The sequence below is a fragment of the Pseudomonas aegrilactucae genome (assembly GCF_019168305.1).
GTDB classification, from domain to species: domain Bacteria; phylum Pseudomonadota; class Gammaproteobacteria; order Pseudomonadales; family Pseudomonadaceae; genus Aquipseudomonas; species Aquipseudomonas aegrilactucae.
This window is the reverse complement of record NZ_JAHTBI010000101.1, coordinates 1-21,317: the sequence shown is the minus strand read 5'-3', so window position 1 is coordinate 21,317 and position 21,317 is coordinate 1. Positions and strand designations below refer to the sequence as shown.

At 65.0% G+C, this 21,317-nt stretch carries 19 protein-coding genes; 15 read left to right on the top strand and 4 right to left on the bottom strand.

Annotated features, from left to right (window positions below; genetic code table 11):
- The first annotated feature begins 143 nt into the window (after positions 1-143).
- Together KUO17_RS23335 and KUO17_RS23330 are read left to right on the top strand one after the other, a co-directional pair.
- Complete coding sequence (locus KUO17_RS23335) at positions 144-1,076, top strand: SdiA-regulated domain-containing protein (protein ID WP_217977944.1); 933 nt, start codon at positions 144-146, stop codon at positions 1,074-1,076.
- A gap of 77 nt (positions 1,077-1,153) precedes the next feature.
- Positions 1,154-2,062: an SdiA-regulated domain-containing protein gene (locus KUO17_RS23330; protein WP_217977943.1), complete on the top strand. Its 909-nt coding sequence runs from the start codon at positions 1,154-1,156 to the stop codon at positions 2,060-2,062.
- A 102-nt stretch (positions 2,063-2,164) separates the two neighbouring features.
- Here KUO17_RS23330 and rpiA read toward each other — a convergent pair whose 3' ends face one another.
- Entirely contained in the window at positions 2,165-2,836 is a 672-nt protein-coding gene (gene rpiA, locus KUO17_RS23325) for a ribose-5-phosphate isomerase RpiA (protein WP_217977942.1), read from the bottom strand.
- A gap of 136 nt (positions 2,837-2,972) precedes the next feature.
- Between rpiA and ilvA the strand changes: the two genes are divergently transcribed.
- Both ilvA and KUO17_RS23315 read left to right on the top strand, forming a co-directional pair.
- The gene (gene ilvA, locus KUO17_RS23320) at positions 2,973-4,487 is read left to right on the top strand and encodes a threonine ammonia-lyase, biosynthetic (protein WP_217977941.1); all 1,515 of its coding nucleotides are present in this window, start codon (positions 2,973-2,975) and stop codon (positions 4,485-4,487) included.
- Between the two features lie 40 nt (positions 4,488-4,527).
- Positions 4,528-4,956: a DUF2269 domain-containing protein gene (locus tag KUO17_RS23315; protein WP_217977940.1), complete on the top strand. Its 429-nt coding sequence runs from the start codon at positions 4,528-4,530 to the stop codon at positions 4,954-4,956.
- A 101-nt stretch (positions 4,957-5,057) separates the two neighbouring features.
- Here KUO17_RS23315 and KUO17_RS23310 read toward each other — a convergent pair whose 3' ends face one another.
- Complete coding sequence (locus KUO17_RS23310) at positions 5,058-5,714, bottom strand: histidinol-phosphatase (protein WP_217977939.1); 657 nt, start codon at positions 5,712-5,714, stop codon at positions 5,058-5,060.
- A gap of 140 nt (positions 5,715-5,854) precedes the next feature.
- Here KUO17_RS23310 and KUO17_RS23305 point away from each other — a divergent pair, with 140 nt between their 5' ends.
- The gene (locus KUO17_RS23305) at positions 5,855-6,334 is read left to right on the top strand and encodes an RNA pyrophosphohydrolase (protein WP_043863449.1); all 480 of its coding nucleotides are present in this window, start codon (positions 5,855-5,857) and stop codon (positions 6,332-6,334) included.
- 22 nt (positions 6,335-6,356) lie between these two features.
- Positions 6,357-8,636, top strand: a complete 2,280-nt coding sequence (gene ptsP / locus KUO17_RS23300; RefSeq protein ID WP_217977938.1) for a phosphoenolpyruvate--protein phosphotransferase — start codon at positions 6,357-6,359, stop codon at positions 8,634-8,636.
- A gap of 97 nt (positions 8,637-8,733) precedes the next feature.
- On the opposite strand, the gene KUO17_RS23295 is transcribed toward ptsP, so the two are convergent.
- Positions 8,734-9,480, bottom strand: a complete 747-nt coding sequence (locus KUO17_RS23295) for an NRDE family protein (RefSeq protein WP_217977937.1) — start codon at positions 9,478-9,480, stop codon at positions 8,734-8,736.
- A 129-nt stretch (positions 9,481-9,609) separates the two neighbouring features.
- Here KUO17_RS23295 and KUO17_RS23290 point away from each other — a divergent pair, with 129 nt between their 5' ends.
- From KUO17_RS23290 to KUO17_RS23280, 3 genes are read left to right on the top strand one after another with little or no spacing between them, the layout of a single operon-like run.
- Positions 9,610-10,392, top strand: coding sequence for a sulfite exporter TauE/SafE family protein (locus KUO17_RS23290; protein WP_217977936.1), 783 nt, complete (start codon positions 9,610-9,612; stop codon positions 10,390-10,392).
- 14 nt (positions 10,393-10,406) lie between these two features.
- Positions 10,407-11,261, top strand: coding sequence for a prolipoprotein diacylglyceryl transferase (gene lgt / locus KUO17_RS23285; RefSeq protein ID WP_217977935.1), 855 nt, complete (start codon positions 10,407-10,409; stop codon positions 11,259-11,261).
- 48 nt (positions 11,262-11,309) lie between these two features.
- A complete protein-coding gene (locus tag KUO17_RS23280; RefSeq protein WP_217977934.1) occupies positions 11,310-12,281 on the top strand; it encodes a thymidylate synthase in 972 nt (323 codons plus the stop codon).
- Positions 12,282-12,407: 126 nt separating this feature from the next.
- On the opposite strand, the gene cadR is transcribed toward KUO17_RS23280, so the two are convergent.
- The gene (cadR, locus tag KUO17_RS23275; RefSeq protein WP_217977933.1) at positions 12,408-12,851 is read right to left on the bottom strand and encodes a Cd(II)/Pb(II)-responsive transcriptional regulator; all 444 of its coding nucleotides are present in this window, start codon (positions 12,849-12,851) and stop codon (positions 12,408-12,410) included.
- 84 nt (positions 12,852-12,935) lie between these two features.
- Here cadR and KUO17_RS23270 point away from each other — a divergent pair, with 84 nt between their 5' ends.
- The 6 genes from KUO17_RS23270 to KUO17_RS23245 all read left to right on the top strand — a co-directional run bounded on the left by KUO17_RS23270 (position 12,936) and on the right by KUO17_RS23245 (position 21,279).
- The gene (locus KUO17_RS23270) at positions 12,936-15,140 is read left to right on the top strand and encodes a heavy metal translocating P-type ATPase (RefSeq protein WP_217977932.1); all 2,205 of its coding nucleotides are present in this window, start codon (positions 12,936-12,938) and stop codon (positions 15,138-15,140) included.
- Between the two features lie 8 nt (positions 15,141-15,148).
- On the top strand, positions 15,149-16,018 hold the full coding sequence (locus tag KUO17_RS23265) for a LysR family transcriptional regulator (protein WP_217977931.1): 870 nt from the start codon (positions 15,149-15,151) through the stop codon (positions 16,016-16,018).
- 186 nt (positions 16,019-16,204) lie between these two features.
- Positions 16,205-17,269, top strand: coding sequence for a putative 2-aminoethylphosphonate ABC transporter ATP-binding protein (locus tag KUO17_RS23260; protein WP_217977930.1), 1,065 nt, complete (start codon positions 16,205-16,207; stop codon positions 17,267-17,269).
- Position 17,270: 1 nt separating this feature from the next.
- The gene (locus KUO17_RS23255; RefSeq protein ID WP_217977929.1) at positions 17,271-18,989 is read left to right on the top strand and encodes a putative 2-aminoethylphosphonate ABC transporter permease subunit; all 1,719 of its coding nucleotides are present in this window, start codon (positions 17,271-17,273) and stop codon (positions 18,987-18,989) included.
- A gap of 39 nt (positions 18,990-19,028) precedes the next feature.
- A complete protein-coding gene (locus KUO17_RS23250; RefSeq protein WP_217977928.1) occupies positions 19,029-20,054 on the top strand; it encodes a putative 2-aminoethylphosphonate ABC transporter substrate-binding protein in 1,026 nt (341 codons plus the stop codon).
- Between the two features lie 109 nt (positions 20,055-20,163).
- Positions 20,164-21,279, top strand: coding sequence for a TIGR03364 family FAD-dependent oxidoreductase (locus KUO17_RS23245; protein WP_217977927.1), 1,116 nt, complete (start codon positions 20,164-20,166; stop codon positions 21,277-21,279).
- Positions 21,280-21,317: the final 38 nt, after the last annotated feature.

Below are 21,317 nucleotides of genomic sequence, written 5' to 3'. Positions count from 1 at the left end.
CAGTCGCAGGCCGATTGCCACCTTTGCCGACACCTCTGATCGGGTTTTGCCGTTTTTTTCACAAATGATCCGGATAATGCGCGCGGCCCCTGAACGTGCGCAATTGTGCAAACATCTGGCGAAAAAGACAGCAGGAACACCCGATGGCCACGCCTTACCCTCCCAGCGGTTCCGTCCCCCCTGCGCGCAAGCGCCGCTTCGTGTTGCGCTGGTCCACCTGGCTGGTGGCCGCAGCGGTGATCGGCTATGGCGTGGCCGTTGCCATGCATTGGGACGACCGCGGTGTGCTGTGGCTGCAGGAGCGTTTCGAATCCAAGACCGAGCAGCAGGCCAGCATCTGGCTGCCCGACTACCAGGTCGATATCGACGCCAAGGTACTGCCGGGCATGGCCGAGGACGAAGCCTCGGACCTGGCCTATGATCCGCAGCGCAAGACCCTGTTCGCAGTCATGGGCAAGCACCCGTTCCTGGTGGAACTGAGCCTGGATGGCGAGGTGCTGCGCAAGATACCGCTCAAGGGCTGGAGCAACCCAGAGGCTGTCACGGTGCTGGCGGACGGGCGCCTGGCAATCGTGGACGAGCGCGATCACCTGATGACCCTCGTCAGCCTCGACGACCGTACCCAGGTACTGAACATCGCTGATTTTCCACAGTACGACCTGGGTCCGTCGGACAACCAGAACAAGGCGTTCGAGGCCATTGCCTGGGACCCGCAGCACCAGCGCATTGTACTGGGTGAAGAGCGCCCGCCGCGGCTGTTCAGCTGGAGTACCGATGGTCGCTCGGCGCTGACCGGTGACAAGCAGCCACTGCCCAATGACGAACTCGACCTGCGCAACCTCTCGGCCTTGAGCATCGACCCGCGCACCGGGCATATGCTGGCGCTGTCGGCCGACTCCAACATGCTGCTGGAGCTGGACGAGCAGGGCAGGCAGGTCAGCTTCATGACGCTGCTGGGTGGGTTCAACGGCCTCGAGCAGCGCATTCCACGGGCAGAAGGGGTCGCCATGGACGAGCTTGGCACCCTGTACATCGTGAGTGAGCCCGACCTGTTCTATCGTTTTCGCAAACCCTGATGTGTGGATAGTGGCATTAAGCTTTGATTCAGCCAGGCATGTTTAGATGCAGGCTGAACCCTGTCGAGTCTTCCCGAATGCGTCTTCCTGTCCGTTTACCCCTGATTTTTCTGGTCCTCGTGCTGCTGGTGCTGGGGTTTCTCGGCGTAAAGGGCCAGGAGCGCCGCCTGTTCGAGCGCGCCTGGTTCAACGTGCAGACATGGTGGCAGCCGGCCGAGCAGGGCATGGGGCTGGACCGCTACAAGGTAGTGATCGAGGCGCGTCCGGTCGATGGCTTGCAGGCCGACATTTCGGCGCTGACCTTCGACCCGGATCGTGGCAGCCTGTACACCGTCACCAACAAGGATCCCGAGTTGATCGAACTGTCGCTGGACGGTCGTATCCTGCGGCGTGTGCCGCTGGTGGGTTTTGGCGACCCGGAGGCGGTGGAGTATGTGGGGCCGGGCAGCTTCGTGATCACCGACGAGCGTGAGCAGCGCCTGATCCTGGTGCGCCTGAACGACGCCACGCGGTTTCTGGATGCCAAGGACGCCGAGCAACTGACCCTGGGCATCGGCCTGAACGGCAACAAGGGGTTCGAGGGGCTGGCGTACGATTCGGGTGCCAAACGCCTGTTCGTGGCCAAGGAGCGCGACCCGATGCTGATCTACGAGGTGCATGGCTTCCCGCACGACAACCCGGAGCAGCCCTACGCGGTGCACGTGGTGCAGGATCGCAAGCGTGATTCGCGCTTGTTCGTGCGTGACTTGTCGAGCTTGCAGTTCGATGAGCGCAGCGGGCATCTGCTGGCGCTGTCGGATGAGTCGCAGCTGGTGCTGGAGCTGGACGTAAAGGGCAAGCCGCTCAGCAGCCTGTCGTTGCGCAAGGGCTTTGCCGGGTTGCAGGCCAGCGTGCCGCAGGCCGAAGGGATCGCGCTGGACGATGCCGGGACGCTGTATGTGGTGAGTGAGCCGAACCTGTTCTACGTGTTCAAGAAGACCGAGTAGGCCCCTTCGCTGGCAAGCCAGCTCCCACAGGGTTTGGCGGCGAATACACAACCCTGTGGGAGCTGGCTTGCCAGCGAAGGGCTGCAAGGCAGCCCGGCTTTATTACTTGCTCAGGGTCTTCACACCGTCCGCAGTCCCCAGCAACAGCAAATCCGCCGGCCGCGCCGCGAACAGCCCGTTGGTGACCACGCCCACGATCGCATTGATCTGGGTTTCCAGCGCCACCGGGTTGGTGATCTGCAGGTTGAACACGTCCAGGATGATGTTGCCGTTATCGGTCACCACGCCTTCGCGGTACACCGGGTCGCCGCCCAGCTTCACCAGCTGGCGCGCCACATGGCTGCGCGCCATCGGGATCACTTCGACCGGCAGCGGGAAGGCGCCCAGTAGCGGTACCAGCTTGCTGGCGTCGGCGATGCAGATGAAGGTCTTGGCGACGGCCGCGACGATCTTCTCGCGGGTCAGGGCCGCGCCGCCGCCCTTGATCAGGTTCAGGTGCTCGTCGCTTTCATCGGCGCCGTCGACATAGAACTCCAGGTCGCTGACCGTGTTCAGCTCGTACACCGGGATGCCATGGCCCTTCAGACGCGCGGCAGTGGCTTCGGAGCTGGCCACCGCACCGTCGAACGCGCCCTTGTGCCGGGCCAGCGCATCGATGAAGCAATTGGCGGTGGAGCCGGTGCCCACGCCCACGATGCTCTTGTCGTCGAGCTTGGGCAGAATGAAATCGACAGCAGCCTGGGCGACGGCCTGTTTGAGTTGGTCCTGGGTCATGCGGGCTCCGAAGCGGGGAGGAGTATCGTGAGGGCGCGTAGTATAGCGGCTAAAACCCCAGACTGGCTGTGGTCGCCCGACCGGGCGCTGCGGTAGACTCCGAGGCCCCGCCCAACCGCCCAGTGATGCGTCCCCGATGCTCGAACAGTACGTCAAGAAGATCCTCACCTCGCGCGTTTACGACGTCGCCGTCGAAACCCCGTTGCATGCCGCCGGCCAGCTCAGCAAGCGCCTGGGCAACCAGGTGCTGCTCAAGCGCGAAGACCTGCAGCCGGTGTTCTCGTTCAAGATTCGCGGTGCCTACAACAAGCTGGCGCAACTGACCCCCGAAGAGCTGGCGCGCGGCGTGGTCACCGCCTCCGCCGGCAATCACGCCCAGGGCCTGGCCCTGGCGGCGCGCGAGCTGGGTATCAAGGCCACCATCGTGATGCCCAAGACCACCCCCGAGATCAAGATCGAAGGTGTGCGCTCGCGCGGTGGCAAGGTGGTGCTGCATGGCGACTCGTTCCCCGAGGCGCTGGCGTACTCGCTCAAGCTGGTGGACGAAAAGGGCTTCGTGTACATCCACCCCTATGACGACCCGCACACCATTGCCGGGCAGGGCACCGTGGCCATGGAAATCCTGCGCCAGCACCCCGGGCCGCTGGACGCGATCTTCGTGCCGGTGGGCGGTGGCGGCCTGATCGCCGGTATTGCGGCCTATGTGAAGTACCTGCGCCCCGAGATCAAGATCATCGGCGTGGAGCCGGACGACTCCAATTGCCTGCAGGCGGCCCTGGCGGCCGGCGAGCGCGTGGTGCTGCCGCAGGTGGGGCTGTTTGCCGATGGCGTGGCAGTGGCGCAGATCGGCCAGCATACCTTTGACATCTGCAAGCACTACGTCGACGAGGTGATCACCGTCAGTACCGACGAGATCTGTGCCGCAATCAAGGATATCTACGACGATACCCGCTCGATCACCGAGCCTGCCGGCGCCCTGGGCGTGGCCGGGATCAAGAAGTACGTCGAGCTGCGTGGCGTCAGCGGCCAGACCCTGGTGGCCATCGACTCGGGCGCCAACGTCAACTTCGACCGCCTGCGCCATGTGGCCGAGCGCGCCGAGCTGGGCGAAGGCCGCGAGGCCATCATCGCGGTGACCCTGGCCGAGAAGCCGGGCAGTTTCAAGGCCTTCTGCGAAGCCATCGGCAAGCGCCAGATCACCGAATTCAACTACCGCTACCATGCCGACGGCGAGGCGCACATCTTTGTCGGCGTGCAGACCCACCCCGACACCGACCCGCGCAGCGCCTTGCTGCAGAGCCTGGCCGAGCAGGGCTTCCCGGTGCTCGACCTGACCGACAACGAGCTGGCCAAGCTGCACATCCGCCACATGGTGGGCGGGCATGCGGCGCGGGTCAGCGACGAGCTGGTGCTGCGCTTCGAGTTCCCGGAGCGTCCGGGGGCGCTGTTCAACTTCCTCAACAAGCTGGGCGGGCGCTGGAACATCTCGATGTTCCACTACCGCAACCATGGCGCGGCCGATGGTCGCGTGGTGGCCGGGCTGCAGGTGCCCGATGATGAGCGCCACCTGGTACCGACGGCGCTGGCCAAGATCGGCTACCCGTACTGGGACGAAACCGACAACCCGGCCTACCGGCTGTTTCTGGGTTGAGCGGCTACGCTGTTGGGCACAGCCTGAGGAATAGAACGACATGGAACTGCTGACGACCCTGAAAACCCTTCATGTGCTGGGCACGGTGTTGCTGCTGGGCAGTGCGCTGGGGCTGGCGGGCTGGATCTGGCGGGCGCGGCGCAAGGGTGATGGCAGTGTTCACACGCGCATCCTGCAGCGCCCGCTGTTGTTCATCTGGTTGCTGATGGGGGTGTGCCTGCTGAGCATGCCGTTCAGCGGCTGGTGGCTGGTGCACCTGGTGGGCTGGCCGCTGGGGCAGACCTGGGTGCTGGGTTCAAGCCTGATCTATACGGTGGGGGCGTTCTGCTGGGTATGGCTGAGTGTGCGGCTGAACCGGCTGCGTACTGCACCTGGGACGGGTAATCCGAAGGTGACGCTGGGCCTGGCGGTGTTCTGTGCCGTCTGCTTCATTGCGATTGCCGGGCTGATGGGCGCAAAACCCGTGTGACGCTTTCGCTGGCAAGCCAGCCCCACAGGGAAATCACTGATCTTGAAGGCAGTGCAGTACCTGTGGGAGCTGGCTTGCCAGCGAACGGCTCAACACACTGTTCAATCGCGCAGGCTGATCACCGGCCAGCCGCGTTTCTGGGCTTCGGCGCGCAGGTTCGGGTCCGGGTCTACCGCCACCGCATGCGTCACCTGCTCCAGCAGCGGCAGGTCGTTCATCGAGTCGCTGTAGAAGCAGCTGTCCTCCAGCGTGAAAGCGTTCTCTTCCAGCCAGCGGTTCAGGCGTGTCACCTTGCCTTCACGGAAGCACGGTACATCGGTACTGCGCCCGGTATAACGCCCGTCGGCCATCTCGCACTCGGTCGCCAGCAGCGTCTGCACGCCCAGGCGCGCGGCGATGGGGCCTGTGACGAAACGGTTGGTGGCGGTGATGATCACCAGCTTGTCACCCGCGTCCCGGTGCTTTTGCAGCAACGCCAGCGCCTGGGGCAGCACGATCGGCTCGATGCAGTCACGCATGAAGTCGCGGTGCCATTCGTCGAGTTGGGCCATCTCGGTGCGGGCCAGGATCTCCAGGGTGAACTCCAGGTAGGCGTTCAGGTCCAGCTTGCCGGCCAGGTAGTCCTGGTAGAACTCATCGTTGCGGTTCTTGTAGGCGATGGGGTCCAGAATGCCGCGTTCGCACAGGTAATCGCCCCAGGCGTGATCGCTGTCGCCGCCAAGGAGGGTGTTGTCCAGATCGAATAAAGCCAGGCGCATTGAAGTCACTCGCATAACATCTGAAAAGGCCCACAGAATACGGACTTTTGCCAACCGTGCACATAAGGTGGAGCGGCGCGTTGCTGGCGTTGCAGGCTTTGTGGAACAATGCCCCGACATGCGTTTGCGAGGTTGCTGCCGTGATCGACCCCGATGGTTTTCGCCCCAATGTCGGGATCATTCTGACCAATGATCTCGGGCAGGTGCTATGGGCTCGGCGGATCAACCAGGATGCCTGGCAGTTTCCCCAGGGGGGGATCAACCCCGAAGAGACGCCAGAAGATGCCTTGTACCGCGAGCTGAACGAAGAAGTGGGCCTGGAGCGGCAGGATGTTGAAATTCTTGCCTGCACCCGTGGCTGGTTGCGTTATCGTTTACCCCAACGCCTGGTGCGTACCCACAGCCAACCGCTGTGCATCGGCCAGAAGCAGAAGTGGTTTCTCCTGCGCCTGGTCTCCAACGAGCAGCGGGTGCGGATGGATTTGACCGGTAAACCGGAATTCGATGGTTGGCGCTGGGTCAGCTATTGGTATCCGTTGGGCCAGGTGGTGACATTCAAGCGCGAGGTTTACCGCCGCGCTCTCAAAGAGCTTGCCCCGCGCCTGCTGGCGCGCGACTGACGACGGAGTTCGACCCCGAGCCATGCTCAATACGCTGCGCAAGATCGTCCAGGAAGTTAACTCCGCCAAGGATCTCAAGACGGCGTTGGGGATCATTGTGTTGCGTGTCAAAGAGGCCATGGGCAGCCAGGTCTGCTCCGTCTACCTGCTCGACCCCGAGAGCAACCGTTTCGTATTGATGGCCACCGAAGGCCTGAACAAGCGTTCCATCGGCAAGGTCAGCATGGCGCCCAACGAAGGCCTGGTCGGCCTGGTGGGCACCCGCGAAGAGCCGCTTAACCTCGAAAACGCCGCCGATCACCCGCGCTACCGCTACTTTGCCGAAACCGGCGAGGAGCGCTTCGCCTCCTTTCTCGGCGCGCCGATCATCCACCACCGCCGCGTGGTCGGCGTTCTGGTCATCCAGCAGAAAGAGCGTCGCCAGTTCGACGAGGGCGAAGAAGCCTTCCTGGTGACCATGAGCGCGCAACTGGCCGGGGTCATCGCCCACGCCGAGGCCACGGGCTCGATTCGTGGGCTGGGGCGCCAGGGCAAGGGCATCCAGGAAGCCAAGTTCGTCGGCGTGCCCGGCTCGCCGGGTGCGGCGGTAGGTACTGCGGTGGTGATGCTGCCGCCGGCCGACCTGGACGTGGTGCCGGACAAGACCGTCACCGACATCGACGCCGAACTCAAACTGTTCAACAACGCCCTGGAAGGGGTGCGCAGCGACATGCGCAACCTCTCCGCCAAGCTCGCCACCCAGCTGCGCCCTGAAGAGCGCGCGTTGTTCGACGTTTACCTGATGATGCTCGAAGACGTCGCCCTGGGCGGTGAGGTGGTCGAGGTCATCAAGACCGGTCAGTGGGCCCAGGGCGCGTTGCGCCAGGTGGTGGGCGAGCACGTCAACCGCTTCGAACTGATGGATGACGCCTACCTGCGCGAACGCGCCTCCGACGTCAAGGACCTGGGCCGGCGCCTGCTGGCCTACCTGCAGGAGGCCCGCCAGCTGACCCTGGTGTACCCCGACAACTCCATCCTGATCAGCGAAGAGCTGACCCCGGCCATGCTCGGCGAAGTGCCCGAAGGCAAGCTGGTGGGGCTGGTGTCGGTACTCGGCTCGGGCAACTCGCACGTGGCGATCCTGGCCCGCGCCATGGGCATCCCGACGGTGATGGGCCTGGTCGACCTGCCGTATTCGAAGGTCGACGGCATCCAGATGATCGTCGACGGCTACAAGGGCGACGTCTACACCAACCCCAGCGAGGTGTTGCGCAAGCATTACACCGAAGTGGTCGAGGAAGAGCGTCAGCTGGCCCAGGGGCTGGACGCCCTGCGCGAGCTGCCGTGCGAGACCCTCGACGGCTACCGCATGCCGCTGTGGGTCAACACCGGCCTGCTGGCCGATGTGGCGCGGGCGCAGCAGCGCGGTGCCGAAGGTGTGGGGCTGTACCGCACCGAAGTGCCGTTCATGATCAACCAGCGCTTCCCCAGCGAGAAAGAGCAGCTGGCGATCTACCGCGAGCAGTTGGCGGCCTTCCACCCGTTGCCGGTGACCATGCGCAGCCTGGACATCGGTGGCGACAAGGCGCTGTCGTACTTCCCGATCAAGGAGGACAACCCGTTCCTGGGCTGGCGCGGTATCCGCGTGACGCTGGACCACCCGGAGATCTTCCTGGTGCAGACCCGCGCCATGCTCAAGGCCAGCGAAGGCCTGAACAACCTGCGCATCCTGCTGCCGATGATCTCCGGGATCCACGAGCTTGAAGAGGCGTTGCACCTGATTCACCGGGCCTGGGGCGAGGTGCGCGACGAGGGCACCGACGTGCCGATGCCGCCGGTGGGGGTGATGATCGAGATTCCGGCGGCGGTGTACCAGACCCGCGAGCTGGCGCGCATGGTCGACTTCCTCTCGGTGGGCTCCAACGACCTGACCCAGTACCTGCTGGCGGTAGACCGCAACAACCCGCGCGTTGCCGACCTGTACGACTACCTGCACCCGGCAGTGCTGCAAGCCTTGCAGCACGTGGTGACTGCCGCGCATGCCGAGGGCAAGCCGGTGAGCATCTGCGGCGAGATGGCCGGTGACCCGGCGGCGGCGGTGCTGCTGATGGCGATGGGCTTCGACAGCCTGTCGATGAACGCCACCAACCTGCCGAAAGTGAAGTGGATGCTGCGCCAGATCAGCATGAGCAAGTCCAGGGAGCTGCTGGAACAGGCCATGGGCATTGATAACCCGCAGGTTATCCACAGCTCGCTGCAGTTGGCGCTGAAGAACCTGGGGTTGTCGCGGATGATCAATCCGGGGGCTTCCAAGACCTTGTGAAGCAGGGCCGCGTTGCGGCCTTCGCTGGCAAGCCAGCCCCCACAGGTTCTTTCGGCGCACACAAAACCCTGTGGGAGCTGGCTTGCCAGCGAAGGCGTCAGACCTGCAGGGTTGCTTCTCCCAACTGTCCCCCAAACGGCCCAAAGCTGCGCTCCACCATCAACCGCCGCCCATCTGCCTCCACGATCAACACCGTACTCGCCCGCGTCCCGTAGTTCTGGCTGGCGATGAACACACTCGACAGCAGCCACTCGGTTGCCAGCCCCACCCCCGTCTGCGGCAGCTCGCCATCCTCGGCCTTCTGATCATCTGCCAGCAACGCCAGCAGCCGCTGCGGACGCGGGTCGTCCAACTGCTGCACAAGCCCCGCGCGAGCCTTCACCAACTTTGGCCACGGCGTATCCAGCCCGGCATTGGACAACCCGTAGACGCCTTCACTCAGCAGCAACGGCGCCGCCTCTTTGGCGTTCAGGTAGCCGAGCTGCCCGGCATTGCCCACCAGCAGGTTGAATCCCGAATACTGGCTGCTGCGGCTGGCCACCTGGTCCAGGTACGCCTCCACCCCCAGCTCACCCCGCAGAAACCCCGCCACCAGTTCCCCGCGCGAGCGTGCACCCTGCAGCTGCTGCGGGTCACGAATGTTGGTCAACGCCGCGAAGCGCCCCTGCGGTCCTACGCCCAGCCAGGTGCCACCGGCTTCCAGGTCACGCCCGGCATACACCCCTGGCGCATCCTCCCACGCCCCCAGCGCCTGGCTGGGGCGGGCATGGAACTCGTCACGGTTGGCCGCGACGATCAGCGGCCGGGCATGCCCCGGCCGCCATGCAAAAACAATCAGACACATAGGTTCGCTCCCAGTGTTTTCAGCCACTCTACCGACACTGGCGTTCGCTATCCATCGACTAAACATGTCTTCACTAGAGCCACAGGCCCACCTTCCGTTACCATGCCGGACTGATTTTCGGGGGCGACAATGGAATTCGTGGTCTATCTGCTGCTGGGCGCGTGCGCGGGCGTGCTGGCCGGGCTGTTCGGCGTAGGCGGCGGCATCATCATCGTGCCGGTGCTGGTGCTCAGCTTCACCCTGCAGGGCTTCGATGCCTCGGTGCTGACCCACCTGGCGGTCGGCACCTCGCTGGCGACCATCGTGTTCACCTCGGTCAACGCCATCCTCGAGCACCACCGCCGTGGTGCGGTGCAGTGGCCGATCGTGCTGTGGATGACCGTGGGCATCCTGCTCGGCGCCGGCGTGGGGGCCAAGACCGCCTCGCTGATCCAGGGCCCGAACCTGCAGAAGATCATCGGCGTGTTCGCCCTGCTGGTGGCCGCGCAGATGGCCCTGGACCTCAAGCCCAAGGCCAGTCGCGGCGTGCCCGGCAAAGTCGGCCTGGGCGCCGCTGGCGGCGTGGTGGGCTGGGCGTCGGCGATCTTCGGTATCGGCGGTGGCTCGTTGACCGTACCCTTCCTGACCTGGCGCAGCCTGCCCATGCAGCAGGCAGTGGCCACGTCCTCGGCCTGCGGCTTTCCGATTGCGGTGGCCAGTGCCCTGAGTTTCATCGTGCTGGGCTGGGACGAGGCGCACCTGCCGCCGCACAGCCTGGGCTTCGTGTATCTGCCGGCGCTGCTCGGGGTGGCCCTGACCAGCATGTTCTTTGCCCGCTTCGGCGCGCGCCTGGCACATAAACTGTCGCCACGTCTGCTCAAGCGGCTGTTCGCCGCCCTGCTGTTTTGTGTAGGCCTGAGCTTTTTGCTTTAACGAGAGGAGTCACCATGCTGCCTTACCCGCAGATCGATCCCGTGGCATTGGCCCTCGGGCCGGTCGAGATCGACTTTTTCGGCCTGATCCAAACCCTCGGGCCGCTGAAAATCCACTGGTACGGACTGATGTACCTGATCGGTATCGGCGGCGCGTGGCTGCTGCTGTCTACCCGGATGAAACGCTTCGACCCGACCTGGACCCGCGAAAAGCTGTCCGACCTGGTGTTCTTCCTGGCCATGGGCGTGATCGTCGGCGGGCGGCTGGGCTACGTGCTGTTCTACGACCTGAGTGCGTACCTGGCCAACCCGGGCCTGATCCTGGAAGTGTGGAAGGGTGGCATGTCGTTCCATGGCGGCTTCATCGGCGTGATGCTGGCGGCGCTGTGGTTCGGCAAGCGCAACAACAAGTCGTTCTTCGAACTGATGGACTTTGTTGCCCCCGTGGTGCCGATCGGCCTGGGTGCCGGGCGGATCGGCAACTTCATCAACGCCGAGCTGTGGGGCAAGGCCGCCGATGTGCCATGGGCCATGGTATTCCCGCCGTACAGCGACCCGGCGCAATTGGCGCGTCACCCGTCGCAGCTGTACCAGTTCGCTCTGGAAGGTGTGGCACTATTCCTGATTCTGTGGCTGTACTCGCGCAAGCCGCGCCCGACCATGGCGGTTTCGGGGATGTTCGCGCTGTTCTACGGCATCTTCCGCTTCATCGTCGAATTCGTGCGGGTGCCGGATGCGCAACTGGGTTACCTGGCCTTCGGCTGGCTGACCATGGGCCAGGTGCTGTGCGTGCCGATGATCGTGGCTGGCCTTGCGCTGATCTGGCTGGCCTACCGTCGCGCGCCGAGTGCCAAGGGCGCCGCGCTTTAATTTTCACCGCAGGGGCCTTGCCCCTGCCGGTTTTGATACAGGTAAGACATGAAGCAATATCTAGAGCTGGTTCGTGATGTGATCGAGAACGGTACCTTGCAGGGCAACCGTACCGGCGTGCGCACCATCAGCCTGCCGGGCGCCATGCTGCGCTTCGACCTGCAGAAGGGCTTCCCGGCCATCACCACGCGCAAGCTGGCATTCAAGTCGGCGATTGGCGAGATGGTGGGCTTCCTGCGCGGCGTGAAGAACGCTGGCGAGTTCCGTGAACTGGGTTGCAAGGTGTGGGACCAGAACGCCAACGAAAACGCCCAGTGGCTGGCCAACCCGTTCCGCCAGGGGCATGACGACCTGGGCGAGATCTACGGCGTGCAATGGCGCCAGTGGCCGGCCTACAAGCGCGTGCCGCTGAGCAACCCGGCAGCCATCGAGCTGGCGCAGCGCAATGGCTTCGTCAAGATTGCCGAGGCCGAGGAAGACGGCGAGGCGTTCGTGGTGCTGTACAAGGCCATCGACCAGATCCGCCAGTGCATCGACACCATCCACAACGACCCGGGCAGCCGACGCATCCTGTTCCATGGCTGGAACTGCGCGCAACTGGACGAGATGGCGTTGCCGCCGTGCCATTTGCTGTACCAGTTCCACCCGAACGTGGAGACCAAGGAAATTTCCCTGACGCTCTACATCCGCTCCAACGACCTGGGCCTGGGCACGCCGTTCAACCTCACCGAAGGCGCGGCGCTGCTGTCGCTGGTGGGCCGCCTGACCGGCTACACGCCGCGCTGGTTCACCTACTTCATTGGTGATGCGCATGTGTACGAGAACCACCTGGACATGCTCAACGAGCAGCTCAAGCGCGAGCCGCTGGCGGCGCCCAGGCTGGTGATATCCGACCGTGTGCCGGAGTATGCCAAGACCGGTGTGTACGAGCCGGAGTGGTTGGAGAAGATCGAGCCGAGCGATTTCAGCCTGGAAGGCTACGAGCACCATGCGCCGATGACGGCGCCGATGGCGGTCTGATCTCGCCGGTTTTGTATTGACTGAGCTGGCCCCTTCGCTGGCAAGCCAGCTCCCACAGGCTGTGCGGTAATCTTGAAATCACTGCTGTACCTGTGGGAGCTGGCTTGCCAGCGAAAGGGCCCTCAGTCAGTGCCCATGACTGCGCCCCACATGCGAATGCTCCGCCTCCGGGGCCGTCACCGCACCGTTCACCTCCAGGTGCTGCAAGATCGAGCACTGCGCCTCCTGCGCCCGGCAATGCTGGCGCAACTCCAGCAACTGCCCCTGCAACGCCACCAACCCGTCGATCCGCGCCTTCACGTGCTGGATATGCTCGTCGATCAACGCATTCACGCTTTCGCACTGGTCATCCGGGCTGTCACGCAAGCGCAGCAGGCTGCGGATCTCTTCCAGGGTCATGTCCAGCGTGCGACAGTTGCGGATGAACGTCAGCCGCTCCACATGCGTCTGGGTGTACAAGCGGTAGTTGCCCTCGCTGCGCGCAGGCTCTGGCAAGAGGCTTTCACGCTCGTAGTAGCGAATGGTCTCCACCGGGCAGTCGGTGGCCTTGGCCAGCTCTCCGATCTTCATCTGCGAAATACCTGGGTTGGTTGCTTGACCCTATAGTGGCTACAGGGTGTTCACTTGGCAACAGGACCTTTAGGGATGAACCATATGAACCAGCCTGTCAGCCACAAGCATGAGCATGCACACGCCCACAGCTGCTGCTCCGGCGCCGCAGCGCCGGCACTCGTGCAACTGCGCGAAACCACCAGCGACGGCGCACGCCTCAGTCGCTTCCGGATCGAGGCCATGGACTGCCCGACCGAGCAGACCCTGATCCAGAACAAGCTGGGCAAGCTCGAGGGGGTCGAACAGCTGGAATTCAACCTGATCAACCGCGTCCTCGGGGTGACCCATACCCACGCCGACACCCTCGGCATCGAGCAGGCGATTACCTCGCTGGGCATGCACGCCGAACCGCTCGACGAAGCGGGCGAGGCCAGCAGTGACGCAGTGGTCGCGCCGAAAAAGCCCTGGTGGCCGCTGGCGCTGTCCGGCGTGGCCGCGCTGGGCGCAGAAATCGTCCACTTCACCCACATCGCCCCCGAATGGGCAGTGGCCCTGCTGGCATTGGTGGCCATCCTGGGCTGTGGCCTGGGTACCTATAAAAAGGGCTGGATCGCCCTGAAGAACCGCAACCTGAACATCAACGCGCTGATGAGCATCGCCGTGACCGGCGCCGTGCTGATCGGCCAGTGGCCCGAGGCGGCCATGGTGATGGTGCTGTTCACCCTGGCCGAACTGATCGAGGCGCGTTCGCTGGACCGTGCGCGCAACGCCATCGGCGGCCTGATGCAACTGACCCCCGACATGGCAACGGTGCAGCAGCCCGACGGCCAGTGGCAGTCGATGGAGGTGAAGCACGTCGCGCTCGGCGCCACCGTGCGCGTGCGCCCCGGCGAGCGCATCGGCCTGGACGGCGAGGTGCTGGTGGGTCAGTCGAGCATCGATCAGGCGCCGATCACCGGCGAAAGTCTGCCGGTTGAGAAAGGCCCAGGCGACAAGGTGTTCGCCGGCACCATCAACCAGTCCGGTGCGTTGGAGTACCGGGTGACTGCCGCCGCCGGCCAATCGACCCTGGCGCGCATCATCAAGGCCGTGGAAGAGGCCCAGGGCGCCCGCGCCCCGACCCAGCGCTTCGTCGACCAGTTCTCGCGCATCTACACCCCGGTGGTGTTCGCCCTGGCGTTGGCAGTGGCTTTGGTGGCGCCGCTGTTCTTCGCAGGCCTGTGGTTCGACTGGATCTACCGCGCACTGGTGCTACTGGTGGTGGCATGCCCGTGCGCGCTGGTGATCTCGACCCCGGTGACCATCGTCAGCGGCCTGGCCGCCGCGGCGCGCAAGGGCATCCTGATCAAGGGCGGGGTGTACCTGGAAGGCGGGCGCAAGCTGGACTTTGTGGCACTGGACAAGACCGGCACGATCACCCACGGCAAGCCGGTGCAAACCGACTTCCGCGTGCTCGATGCGCGCTTCGAATGCACTGCCCAGCACATCGCCGCCAGCCTTGGCGGGCGCTCCGACCACCCGGTATCGATGGCCATTGCGCAACAGGCCGGCGAACAGCCGCTGGCCGAGGTCAGCGAGTTCCAGGCCCTGATGGGCCGTGGCGTGAGCGGCAAGGTCGACGGCGTGCTGTACCACCTGGGCAACCATCGGCTGGTCGAGGAACTGGACCTGTGCTCGCCCGAGCTCGAAGCCCAGCTCGATGAACTGGAGCGCCAGGGCAAGACCGTGGTGCTGCTGCTCGACGCCTCTGGCCCGCTGGCGCTGTTCGCCGTGGCCGACACGGTGAAGGAAAGCAGCCGCGAGGCCATTGCCCAATTGCATGCACTGGGTATCAGGACCGTCATGCTTACCGGCGACAATCCGCACACCGCACAGGCCATCGCGGCGCAGGTCGGCATCGACGAAGCACGTGGCAACCTGCTGCCGGCCGACAAGCTGAAGGCCATCGAAGACCTGTATGCCAAGGGCCATCGGGTCGGCATGGTGGGCGATGGCATCAACGACGCCCCGGCGCTGGCACGGGCCGAGATCGGTTTTGCGATGGCGGCGGCCGGTACCGACACCGCCATCGAGACCGCCGACGTGGCGCTGATGGATGACGACTTGCGCAAGATCCCGGCGTTCGTCAGGCTCTCGCGGCAAAGCGCGGCGATCCTCACGCAGAACATCGTTCTGGCGCTGGGCATCAAGGCGATCTTCCTGGCGATCACCTTCACCGGCATGGCGACCTTGTGGATGGCGGTGTTCGCCGACATGGGCGTGAGCTTGCTGGTGGTATTCAACGGCTTGCGCCTGCTCAGAAAGTAAGAGGCGGTATGTTGAGTTCCGAGTTGAAGGCGTTCTACATGGTGGCCCGCCTGGGCAGCATTACCCTGGCGGCGAAGAAACTCGGGCTCAGCCAGCCTACGGTGACCACGCAGATCCGTAATCTGGAGGCCCAGTACGGCGTCGAGTTGTTCTTTCGCGGCGGTCGCCGCCTGACCCTGAGCGACGACGGCACGCGGCTGATGCCGATGGTCAAGGCGCTGATGCAGCAGGAAGCCGATATCGAGTTCTTCCTGCGCAACAGCGGCCAGGGGCAGGGCGGGCTGCGCATTGCGGCCACGGCGCCGTACTACATTCTTGACCTGGTGAAGATCTTCCGCGAGCGCCTGCCGCAGGTGGAGCTGTCGGTGGAGATCGGCAATTCGCAGCAGGTGCTGGAGTGGCTGGAGGACTACCGCGTGGACATGGCTGCCTCGTCGCAACTGGTGGAGGATGCGCGGCTGGTGCGGCGGGTGCTGGGGGTCGACCCGCTGGTGGTGGCGGTGCACCGCAACCATCCCCTGGCGTCGCGCGAGGCGGTGCCGCTGAGTGCGCTGGGCGGGCACTGCCTGCTGATGCGCGAGCAGGGCTCGACCACGCGCCGGCTTACCGAGCAGATGCTGGAAGAGGCCGGGGTGAGGGTGGATTCGCTGCTGGAGATTGGCAGCCGCGAGTCGATCCGCGAGGCGGTGCTGCGCAATATCGGCATCAGCATCATTGCCCGGCATGAAGTGCCGCATAACCCGGAGCTGAAGGTGCTGGCGCTGGAGGGGGCGCCGGTGATCCATGAGTACCTGTACTGCCTGAAGGAGCGGCGCCAGGCGCGCTTGCCAGCGGCCTTCCTCGGCCTGGCCCAGGAAGTTTCTGCGCTGCCAATATAGCCTTCGCTGGCAAGCCAGCTCCCACAGGGTTTTGTGAACACCGCAGAACCCTGTGGGAGCTGGCTTGCCAGCGAATGGCCGTTACCAAATCTGCCTATAGCACTATCATCCGCTTTTGCCCCGACGCCACAGTACCTTCGCATTGCCCGCCTAGCATGGCCCTCACTCGTTCAGTGAGGTCCCGGCATGAACAACGCACTCGCAACCCCCGGCGCACAGATGAAAGTGCGCGGCATCCACAAGCGCTTCGGCGCCTTCACCGCGTTGCACGACGTGTCCCTGGACATCGCCGCCGGCGAACTGGTGTGCCTGCTCGGCCCCTCCGGCTGCGGCAAGACCACCCTGCTGCGCTGCATCGCCGGGCTCGAGCGCCAGGACCGCGGCACCCTCAGCATCGGTGACCGCGACATCTCCGAGCTGCCACCCCAGGCGCGCGACTACGGCATCCTGTTCCAGTCCTACGCACTGTTCCCCAACCTTACCGTCGAAGCCAACATCGCCTACGGCCTGGCCGACAGCAGCCGCGACCAGGCTCGCCAGCGGGTTACCGAGATGCTCGAACTGGTGGGCTTGCGCGGCAGCGAAAAAAAGTACCCCGGCCAGCTTTCCGGCGGCCAGCAGCAACGTGTGGCCCTGGCCCGCGCCCTGGCCCCGGCACCGTCGCTGCTGCTGCTCGACGAACCCATGTCGGCCCTCGACGCCCGCGTGCGCGATCACCTGTGCAGCGAACTGCGCCAATTGCAACGCCAGCTCGGTATCACCACCCTGATGGTTACCCACAACCAGGGCGAAGCCATGCTCATGGCCGACCGTATCGCGGTGATGAACAACGGCCAGGTCGAGCAATACGACACCCCGCAGGCCATCTACGACAAGCCGGCCACACCGTTCGTGGCCGAGTTCGTCGGCCAGGGCAACTGGCTGCCGTTCCAGCAGCGCAGCGCCAGCCATGCCCAGGTCGGCGCCATGCACCTGCGCCTGGCCCCCGGCGCCGGCGCGGCCAACAGCGGTCGCTTGTTCTGCCGTCCCGAGTCGATCAGCGTCAACCCGCCGGTGCATGAAGAGAACCTGTTCCCGGCACGGGTGCGTGAAATCACCTTCCTGGGCAACCGCTGCCGCATGCGTTTCGAACTGAATGAATGGCCCGGCCACGCACTGACCGCCGAGGTGCCGCCCGAATCGATGCCGCGCCTGGGCTCGCAGGACATCTGGGTGGCCCTGCCGCCACGCAGCCTGCAGGTGTTTGCCTGAGATGGATGCGCCCCTGACCTTGCCGATCGCACCCGCGAAGGCCCGCAAAGCCCAGGGCGTCGAGCTGGGCGATCGGCTGTTCGTCACTGGCGGCAAATGGCTGCTGCTGTTGCTGCTGACCGTCGCAGTGCTGCTGCCGTTGCTGGCGATCTTCTGGCGCGGCTTGAGCAGTGATGCCGGCCAGGGCGGCGGGTTGGTCGCGGCTCGCGAACTGTTCGCCAGCGCCAACTTTCACTGGCTGCTGGGCAACAGCCTCAAGGTCGCGCTGAGCGTGGCGGCCATCGTGGTGCCCACGGCCTACCTGTTCGCCTATGCGCTGCAACGCACGCTGATTCCGGGCAAGCGTGTGTGGCGCGGGATCTCGCTGTTGCCGCTGCTGGCGCCGTCGATGCTGCCGGCGATCGCGCTGGTGTACCTGTTCGGCAACCAGGGCCTGCTGCGCGGGCTGCTCAGTGACAATATCTACGGCTTCTGGGGCATTGTGCTGGGCGAGGCGATCTACACCTTCCCGCATGCGCTGATGATCCTGCTGTCGGCGCTGTCGCTGGCCGATGCGCGCCTGTTCGATGCGGCCTCCAGCATGGGCGCCGGGCCACGCCGGGCGTTTGCCAGCATCACCTGGCCGGCCACGCGCCAGGCGGTGTTCGCCGCGTTCTGCCTGGTGTTCACCCTGACCATCACCGACTTCGGCGTGCCGGTGGTGGTCGGCGGCGATTACCAGGTGCTGGCGCTGGAAGCCTACAAGGCCGTGGTCGGCCAGCAGCAATTCGGCCGTGGTGCGCTGATCGGCATGGTGCTGCTGGTGCCGGCCCTGCTCAGCTTCGCGGTGGATGCCTGGCTGCGCCGGCGCCAGGGTGCTGCGATGAGTGGCCGTGCGCAGGTGTTCGAGCCTGTCGCCAGCCGTGGCCGCGATGCGTGCTTCCTGGCCATCGTGCTGCTGGTGTGCGCTGTTTTGCTGGTGGTGGTGGGCATGGCCGTGTACTCCTCGCTGGTGACGTTCTGGCCCTACAACCTGACCCTGTCGCTCAAGCACTACCAGTTCGACGACACCGCCGGCGGTGGCTGGCTGGCGTACCGCAACAGCCTGAGCATGGCCCTGGGCACGGCGCTGATCGGCAGCGCGGTGATTTTCAGCGGCGCCTACCTGATGGAGAAGACCAAGGGCCGCCTGAACCTGCTGCTGCGCCTGCTCAGCTTCGTGCCGATGGCCGTGCCGGGCTTGGTACTGGGCCTGGGCTACGTGTTCTTCTTCAACCTGCCGGGCAACCCGCTGCATGTGTTCTACGGCAGCATGACGCTGCTGGTGGTGTGCACCATCGCCCACTACCTGACCACCGCGCAGATGACCGCCACCACCGCACTGCGCCAGCTGGACGGCGAGTTCGAAGCCGCCGCGCTGTCGCTCAAGGCGCCGCTGTACCGGCACTTTGCGCGGGTCACCGTGCCGATCTGCCTGCCGGCGCTGCTGGACATCGTGCGCTACCTGTTCGTCTCGGCCATGACCACGGTGTCGGCGGCGATCTTCCTCTATAGCCCCGACACCCTCCTGGCCGCCGTCGCCGTGCTGAACATGGACGACGCCGGCAATGTCGGCGGCGCGGCCGCCATGTCGACCCTGATCCTGCTCACCAGCGCCAGCGTGTCGCTGCTGCTGGCGTGGGCCTCGCGCGGCCTGCTGCAACGCTCCCAGGCCTGGCGCCAGCGCGCGCCGGGCCATTGATCGCCCTCCCAACCCTGTACCGCTCAAAGGAACCGCACCATGTTCAAGCCACTTGCCCTTGCCGCTGCCGTGCTCGCCGCCCTGACTGTGCAGGCCCAGGCCGCCGATACCCAGCTCACCGTGTACACGGCGCTGGAGGCCGAACAGCTCAAGACCTACAAGCAGGCCTTCGAGAAGGCCAACCCGGACATCCAGATCAAGTGGGTGCGTGACTCCACCGGCATCATCACCGCCAAGCTGCTGGCCGAGAAGGACCGCCCGCAGGCCGATGCGGTGTGGGGCCTGGCGGCGTCGAGCCTGGCGATACTCGACCAGCAGGGCATGCTGCAGACCTATGCACCCAAGGACCTGGACAAGATCGGCGCCCACTATCGTGATGCGGCCCACCCACCGGCGTGGGTGGGCATGGACGTGTGGGCGGCGACGATCTGCTTCAACACCATCGAGGCCCAGAAGCAGGGGCTGACCAAACCGGTGAGCTGGCAGGACCTGACCAGGCCCGAGTACAAGGGCAAGATCGTGATGCCCAACCCGGCGTCGTCCGGCACGGGCTTTCTGGACGTGAGCGCGTGGCTGCAGACCTTTGGCGAAAAACAGGGCTGGCAGTACATGGATGATCTGCACCAGAACATCGGCCAGTACGTTCACTCCGGCTCCAAGCCGTGCAAGCTGGCGGCGGCGGGGGAGTTCCCGATCGGCATTTCGTTCGAATACCCGGCGGTGCAGCTCAAGCGCCAGGGTGCGCCGCTGGATATCGTGTTGCCCAAGGAAGGGCTGGGCTGGGAGATCGAGGCGACGGCGGTGATCAAGGGCGGCCAGCATGAAGCTGCAGCCAGGCGCCTGGCGGACTTCTCCGCGAGCCCGGCGGCGATGGAACTGTACAAGGAAAACTTCGCGGTGCTGGCGCAGCCGGGCATTGCCAAGCCGCAGACCGAATTGCCGGCCGATTACGAGCAGCGTCTGATCAAGAACGATTTTGCCTGGGCGTCGAAGAACCGCGACAGCATCCTGGCCGAGTGGCGCAAGCGCTATGACGGCAAGTCCGAGAAGGTGGCGCAGCAGTAACACCGCGTCGCTCCCTTCGCTGGCAAGCCAGCTCCCACAGGGTTGGTGTGATCCCTGTGGGAGCTGGCTTGCCAGCGAAGGCCGCACCACTATTTCAAGAGAACCCCCCATGTCAGATTTCCTCATCGTCGGCGCCGGCATCCTCGGCCTGTCCCATGCCTACGCCGCCGTGCAGCGCGGCCTGCGGGTCAAGGTGTTCGAGCGCAGCGCCACGCCACTGGGCGCTTCGGTACGCAACTTCGGCCAGGCCCTGGTCAGCGGTCAACCACCCGGGCAGATGCTCGAACTGGCCAAGGCCAGCCGCGACATCTGGGCCCATTGGGCCGAGCACGCGGGCTTCGCGCTCAAGGGCAACGGCTCACTCCTGTTCGCCCGCACGGCACTGGAGCAGCAGCTGCTCGAAGCCTTCTGCAACCAGCGTGCGGTGGAGCACGGCTACCCGGTCGAGCTGCTGCAGGGCGCGGCGCTTGACGACCTGTACGGCGGCCAGTTCCGTCACCATCGCGCCGCCTTGCGTGGGCTGGACGATCAGCAGGTGTATTCGCGCGAGGCCATCCCCGCGCTGGTGAACTACCTGCGTGAGCAACTGGGCGTGGAGTTTCACTTTTCCACGCTGGTACGCGAGGTGGAACCGGGTTTTCTGACCACCACTGCAGGGCGTTTCAGCGGCGAGCACATCGTGGTGTGCAGCGGGCACGACTACCAGACACTGCTTGCTGAGCCGATGGCGCAGTTGCAGCCGCAGGTGTGTCGCCTGCAGATGCTGCGCGCTCGGCCGCGTTTCGAGCTGGACCTGCAGCATTCATTGCTGACCGGGCTGAGTTGCCTGCATTACGGCGCGTATGCCGATTTGCCTGAGGCGCGGGCCTTGCGCGCGCAGGTGCAGGCCGACAGCCCGCATCTGCTGGAGCACGGCATTCACCTGCTGATCAGCCCGACGCCCCATGGTGAGCTGATCATCGGTGATTCACACGCCTATGGCAGCGATGCGTCGCCGTTCAATGCCGAGCAGGTGGACAACTGGATGATCGAGCTGGCCGAGCAGACCCTGGGCGGGCGCATCGAAGTGCTGGAGCGCTGGCAGGGCGTATACGGCTCGGGCGGGCCAGGGCCGTTTTCGTTGCTGAACGTGGCGCCGGGGGTGAGTGCGGCATTGATGCACAGCGGGGTGGGGATGAGTGTGGGGCCGGCGTTGGCGCAGGGGCATGTTGCGCGTCTGATCTGAAGCCGCCTTCGCTGGCAAGCCAGCTCCACAGGTTTGTG

Bases quoted from the DNA above. Each gene is read 5' to 3' on its own strand.
- ilvA (WP_217977941.1), top strand. From the start codon at position 2,973: ATGCTCGAACAGTACGTCAAGAAGATCCTCACCTCGCGCGTTTACGAC.
- KUO17_RS23330 (WP_217977943.1), top strand. From the start codon at position 1,154: ATGCGTCTTCCTGTCCGTTTACCCCTGATTTTTCTGGTCCTCGTGCTG.
- KUO17_RS23315 (WP_217977940.1), top strand. From the start codon at position 4,528: ATGGAACTGCTGACGACCCTGAAAACCCTTCATGTGCTGGGCACGGTG.
- KUO17_RS23270 (WP_217977932.1), top strand. From the start codon at position 12,936: ATGAACCAGCCTGTCAGCCACAAGCATGAGCATGCACACGCCCACAGC.
- lgt (WP_217977935.1), top strand. From the start codon at position 10,407: ATGCTGCCTTACCCGCAGATCGATCCCGTGGCATTGGCCCTCGGGCCG.
- KUO17_RS23335 (WP_217977944.1), top strand. From the start codon at position 144: ATGGCCACGCCTTACCCTCCCAGCGGTTCCGTCCCCCCTGCGCGCAAG.
- ptsP (WP_217977938.1), top strand. From the start codon at position 6,357: ATGCTCAATACGCTGCGCAAGATCGTCCAGGAAGTTAACTCCGCCAAG.
- KUO17_RS23310 (WP_217977939.1), bottom strand. From the start codon at position 5,714: ATGCGCCTGGCTTTATTCGATCTGGACAACACCCTCCTTGGCGGCGAC.
- KUO17_RS23260 (WP_217977930.1), top strand. From the start codon at position 16,205: ATGAACAACGCACTCGCAACCCCCGGCGCACAGATGAAAGTGCGCGGC.
- KUO17_RS23295 (WP_217977937.1), bottom strand. From the start codon at position 9,480: ATGTGTCTGATTGTTTTTGCATGGCGGCCGGGGCATGCCCGGCCGCTG.
- KUO17_RS23265 (WP_217977931.1), top strand. From the start codon at position 15,149: ATGTTGAGTTCCGAGTTGAAGGCGTTCTACATGGTGGCCCGCCTGGGC.
- KUO17_RS23290 (WP_217977936.1), top strand. From the start codon at position 9,610: ATGGAATTCGTGGTCTATCTGCTGCTGGGCGCGTGCGCGGGCGTGCTG.
- rpiA (WP_217977942.1), bottom strand. From the start codon at position 2,836: ATGACCCAGGACCAACTCAAACAGGCCGTCGCCCAGGCTGCTGTCGAT.
- KUO17_RS23280 (WP_217977934.1), top strand. From the start codon at position 11,310: ATGAAGCAATATCTAGAGCTGGTTCGTGATGTGATCGAGAACGGTACC.
- KUO17_RS23255 (WP_217977929.1), top strand. From the start codon at position 17,271: ATGGATGCGCCCCTGACCTTGCCGATCGCACCCGCGAAGGCCCGCAAA.
- cadR (WP_217977933.1), bottom strand. From the start codon at position 12,851: ATGAAGATCGGAGAGCTGGCCAAGGCCACCGACTGCCCGGTGGAGACC.
- KUO17_RS23245 (WP_217977927.1), top strand. From the start codon at position 20,164: ATGTCAGATTTCCTCATCGTCGGCGCCGGCATCCTCGGCCTGTCCCAT.
- KUO17_RS23250 (WP_217977928.1), top strand. From the start codon at position 19,029: ATGTTCAAGCCACTTGCCCTTGCCGCTGCCGTGCTCGCCGCCCTGACT.